Below are 4,822 nucleotides of genomic sequence, written 5' to 3' on the forward strand. Positions count from 1 at the left end.
CGAACTACGGCTTCGAGGAGGAGTGGGACGAACTCCGAGAGCAGGTCACGCCGTCGGGAACGGGTCGCTGAACGCCGCCGCGTCGGTCTCTTCTGTCGCCTCCTCGTCGGTCAGGAGACAGCCGTCCAGTTGCTCGCGAATCGCCGCCTCGTCTAACTCGGTGCCGATGAAGACGAGTCTGGTCGCCGGGTCGTCCTCGGCCCGCCACTCGCCGATGGGGCCCGCCGTGACCGACGGTCCGGCGCGGTTCAGTCCCATCACCGTCTCCGGGCGCGTGGCGAGGAGGAAGAAGCCCTTCGCGCGGTAGACGCCGGACGGCCACTCGTCTATCCACGCGTCGAACCGTTCGGGGTGGAACGGACGGGTCGTCTCGTAGCAGAACGAGGAGACGCCGTGACTCTCGCCGTCGGCGTGGTCGTGGTCCGCGTGGTCTCCGCCGGTGTGGTCGTCGTGGTCACCGTCGGCGTGGTCGTGACGCTCCGCGAGATGTCGTTTCCACCCGGCGGAGCGTCTGACGGCGTCGAAGTCGAACAGGCCGGTGTCCAGCACCGTCTCCGGGGAGACGTCGGCGTGCGTCGTCCGGTGCAGTTCCGCCCGCGGTTGGAGTTCCCGGACCACGTCTTCGACCTCGTCGAGGGCGTCGTCGGGGACCAGGTCGCACTTGTTCAACAGGAGGACGTCGCAGAACTCCACCTGGTCCACGAGGACCTGCGCGAGTTCGCGGCCGCCGGCGTCGCTGGCGTCCGGGCGGTTCGTCTCCGGGTCGAACTCCTTCCAGAAGCCGTACGCGTCGAGGACCGACACCAGCGTGTCGAGGCGGTACCGGTCGCTCACCCGGTCGTCCTCCAGAAACGTCTTCGCCACGGGGTACGGTTCGCTGATGCCCGACGCCTCCACGAGGAGGCAGTCGAACTCGCGGTCGTCCGCGAGGCGGACCACCTCGTCGGCCAAGTCGTCGTTCAGCCGACAGCAGATACAGCCGTTCGTCAGGTCGACCACGTCGCCGTCGGCGTCGCCGGCGACCAACTGAGCGTCCACGTTGACCTCGCCCATGTCGTTGACGAGGACGGCCACCTCGTAGCCGGCTTCGTTCCGCAGGACGCGGTTCACGAGCGTCGTCTTCCCCGCGCCGAGCGTTCCGCTGACGAGTGTCACGGGAGTTCGGTCGTCGCTACCGGCGGTCATCAGCGCACGTTGGGAGAGGAGCGAAATAACGTTCGGGAGCCGTCGGATTCGAAGAACCGACCGGGATCGACGGCGTCGCGAGCGACGACGCCCGACGCGTCGCCGACCGCGCTCGCACCGCGGGCGGCCTCCCGGGAGTCGGTCTACGGCGCGCCGACCACGACGAGCCAGCTCTCTTCGGAGCCGTTTCGAAGCTGTCTCGTGGCGTCGGGCGAGACGCGCACGGCGTCGCCCTCGCTCAGTTCCACCTCGTCGTCGTCGACGACCAGCGTCGCGTGACCGCGCGTGAGGTAGTACACCTCTTCGTGGCCCTCGTCCGCGTGGTCGTGTTCCATGCCGACCCAGTCCGGTTCGGCCTCCACGACGGTGAACCCGAGGTTCTCGGCGTCGAGTTCGTCGCGCATGAAGTGCATCGCGTCGCTCTTGGCCTCCACGTCCCCGTAGTTCGCTCTCGTGTAGGACATACGCGGGAGAGTACGGGCGGCGGCCATTTGCAACTACTGGCACCGCCACGATAGGTGACCGGTCGACGCGAGAGAGTGTCGCGGACGGTGAGAAACGCGAACGGCGAGCGAGGTGCGACCGTTACAGCGAGTTCTTTATTTTCTCGAAGAAGCCCTCTTTGACGTTCACTTCCTCGCCGCCGGCCTCCGCGAACGCTTCGAGCGCCTCACGCTGTTCGCTGTTCAGGTTCTCCGGCGTCACGACCTGGACCTGCACGTGCAAGTCGCCGCTCCCGCGCCCGCGCAGGTGCGGCATCCCCTCGTCGCGGATGCGGAACGACTCGCCGCTCTGCGTCCCCTTCGGCACCTCCAGTTCCGTCGTCCCGGTGACGGTGGGCACCTCCACCGTCGCGCCGAAGACGGCCTGCGGGAAGGAGATGGCGAGGCGGTGGTACAGGTCGTCGCCGTCGCGTTCGAAGTCGTCGTGCTCGCTGATGGACACCTCGATGAGCAGGTCGCCGTTCGGGCCGCCGTTCTCGCCGGGCGCGCCCTCGCCCTCCATCCGGAGGGTCTGCCCGTCGCGGATGCCCGCAGGTATGGTGACGGTCAGCGTCGCCTCCTCGCGGACGACGCCGTCGCCGTCGCACCGCGAACAGGTCTCGCTGTACGTCTGCCCCTCGCCGCCACACCGGCGACAGGTCTGCGTCTGCTGGACGCGGCCGAGGGGCGTGTCGCGGACGGTGGTGGTCTGCCCCTGTCCGTTACACTGCGGGCAGGTGTTCACCTCGGCGTCGTCGGGGTGGCCATCGCCGTCGCACTCGGGGCAACGTTCGGGCCGGGTGACGGAGAACTGCTTCTCGACGCCCTCGTACGCCTCTTCGAGGTCCAGACTCACGCGGGTGCGGAGGTTCTGGCCCTGTCGCGGGCGGTTGCGCTGTTGGCCCTGCCCGCCCATGCCGCCCCCGCCGCCGAAGAACTGGTTGAAGATGTCCTCGAAGGGGTTGCCCTGCCCGCCGCCGGCACCGCCGAACGGGTTGCCCTGTCCCCCCATCCCGCCGGCGCCGCCGCCGACGCCGCCGCGCTTCTCGGCCTGTTCGAACCGCTCGTGGCCCATCTGGTCGTACTGCCGGCGCGTCTGTTCGTCGGTGAGGACCTCCTTGGCCTTCTTCACCTTCTTGAACTTCTCCTCCGCGTCGTCCTCGTCGGAGACGTCCGGGTGGTACTCTGCGGCCTTCTTGCGGTAGGCCTTCTTGATCTCGTCCTCGGATGCGTCGCGCGAGACGCCGAGTACGTCGTAGAAGTCCTCGCTCATTCGTTATCTGGGTTACTCGATTGAACTACTTCAAAAGAACGGGTCGGTGGCGACAGAATCTCGGTTGTCGGTGTCGGCGAGGCGTCAGTTCTCGTCGTCTTCGTCCTCGTCGTCCACGTCCTCGAAGTCGGCGTCGACGAACTCGTCGTCGTCGCCGTCGGGGCCACCGTCCTGACCGCCCATGCCGCCCATGCCGCCCATACCGCCCGCGCCGCCGGGTCCGGCACCACCGGGTCCGGCGCCGCCGCCGGCCTGAGCGCCCTGGGCCTGCGCCTGCTGCTGGTACATCTGCTTGCCGATCTCCTGGAGTTCCGTCGAGAGCGCCTCCGTCGCGCCTTCGAGGTCCTCCTTCGTCGCGTCCTCGTCCTCGAGCGTCGCCTCCACGTCGTCCATCGCGGCTTCGATGTCCGCGCGCAGGTCGTCGTCTATCTGCTCTTCGTTCTCTTCGAGGAGCGTCTCGGCGCGCTGGACGGCGCTCTCGGCCTCGTTGCGGGCCTCGATGCGCTCGCGGCGCTGCTGGTCCTCTTCGGCGTGCTGCTCGGCCTCCTCCTGCATCTTGTCTATCTGCTCGTCGGAGAGACCCGCGCCGCCCTCGATGGTGATGGACTCGGCGTTGCCGGAGCCCTTGTCCTCGGCCTCGACGTTGACGATGCCGTTCTCGTCGATGTTGAACGTGACCTCGATCTGCGGCGTTCCGGCGGGCGCGGCGGGATGCCGGTGAGTTGGAACTCGCCGAGCAGTTCGTTCTCCTCGGCTATCTCGCGTTCACCCTGGAAGACGCGCACCTGCACGGAGGTCTGGTTCGCGGCCGCCGTCGTGAATATCTTCGACTCCTCCGTGGGGATGGTCGTGTTCTTCTCGATGAGACGCTCGAACAGGCCGCCCTTCACCTCGATACCGAGGCTGAGCGGCGTCACGTCGAGCAGGACGATGTCGTCCACCTCGCCGCCGAGGACGCCGCCCTGAATCGCGGCGCCGAGGGCGACGGCCTCGTCGGGGTTGACGTTCTTCTTCGGCTCGATGTCGAGCATCTCTTCGACCTGCTCGTGGACCTGCGGCATCCGCGTCGAACCGCCGACGAGGATGACGTCGTCGATGTCCTCCTTCGTGTAGCCGGCGTCGTCGAGGGCCTGCTCCGTCGGACCGACGGTGCGCTCGATGAGGTCCGAGGTGAGCGACTCGAACTTCGCGCGGGTGAGCTTCTCCTCGAGGTGGACCGGCCCGGAGTCCGTCGCCGTGATGAACGGCAGGTTGATGGTCGTCTCCTTGCGCGAGGAGAGCTCTATCTTCGCCTCCTCGGCGGCGTCCTTCAGGCGCTGGAGCGCCTGCCGGTCCTCGCGGAGGTCGATGTTGTGGTTGTTCTGGAACTCCTCGGCCAGCCAGTCGATGATGGCCTGGTCCCAGTCGTCGCCGCCGAGGCTGTTGTCCCCGTTCGTGGCGACGACTTCGTAGACGCCGCCGCCGAGGTCCAGGACGCTCACGTCGAACGTCCCGCCCCCGAGGTCGTAGACGAGGACGGTCTGGTCGGAGTCGTCGTCCAGCCCGTACGCCATCGAGGCGGCGGTCGGTTCGTTGATGATGCGTTCGACCTCGAAGCCGGCGATTTCGCCGGCGTCCTTCGTCGCCTGCCGCTGTCGGTCGTTGAAGTACGCGGGGACGGTGATGACCGCCTTCTCCACCTCGTCGCCGAGGTAGTCTTCGGCGTCGCGCTTTATCTTCTGGAGGATCATCGCCGATATCTGCTCCGGCGTGTACTCCTCGCCCTCGATGTCCACGGTGTACCCGTCCTCACCCATGTGCCGCTTGATGGAGCGGATGGTGTGGTCGGGGTTCTGAATCGCCTGGTTCTTCGCGGGCTTGCCGACGAGACGCTCGTCGTCGT

The 4,822-nt window shown here is 67.5% G+C and carries 3 protein-coding genes and 1 pseudogene; all 4 read right to left on the minus strand.

The window, feature by feature from the left end:
- Positions 1–45: 45 nt before the first annotated feature.
- Complete coding sequence (locus tag GJ632_RS19385; RefSeq protein WP_191453796.1) at positions 46–1,185, minus strand: GTP-binding protein; 1,140 nt, start codon at positions 1,183–1,185, stop codon at positions 46–48.
- A 143-nt stretch (positions 1,186–1,328) separates the two neighbouring features.
- On the minus strand, positions 1,329–1,649 hold the full coding sequence (locus GJ632_RS19390) for a cupin domain-containing protein (RefSeq protein WP_191453797.1): 321 nt from the start codon (positions 1,647–1,649) through the stop codon (positions 1,329–1,331).
- Positions 1,650–1,770: 121 nt separating this feature from the next.
- On the minus strand, positions 1,771–2,940 hold the full coding sequence (gene dnaJ / locus GJ632_RS19395) for a molecular chaperone DnaJ (RefSeq protein WP_089810570.1): 1,170 nt from the start codon (positions 2,938–2,940) through the stop codon (positions 1,771–1,773).
- A gap of 84 nt (positions 2,941–3,024) precedes the next feature.
- A pseudogene (gene dnaK, locus GJ632_RS19400) lies at positions 3,025–4,822 on the minus strand (molecular chaperone DnaK); the annotation flags it as partial.

Source organism: Halogeometricum sp. CBA1124, from assembly GCF_009741955.1.
Taxonomy (GTDB): domain Archaea; phylum Halobacteriota; class Halobacteria; order Halobacteriales; family Haloferacaceae; genus Halogeometricum; species Halogeometricum rufum.

Excerpts from the sequence above, each read along its gene's own strand:
- GJ632_RS19385 (WP_191453796.1), bottom strand. The coding sequence starts at position 1,185 with ATGACCGCCGGTAGCGACGACCGAACTCCCGTGACACTCGTCAGCGGA.
- GJ632_RS19390 (WP_191453797.1), bottom strand. The coding sequence starts at position 1,649 with ATGTCCTACACGAGAGCGAACTACGGGGACGTGGAGGCCAAGAGCGAC.
- dnaJ (WP_089810570.1), bottom strand. The coding sequence starts at position 2,940 with ATGAGCGAGGACTTCTACGACGTACTCGGCGTCTCGCGCGACGCATCC.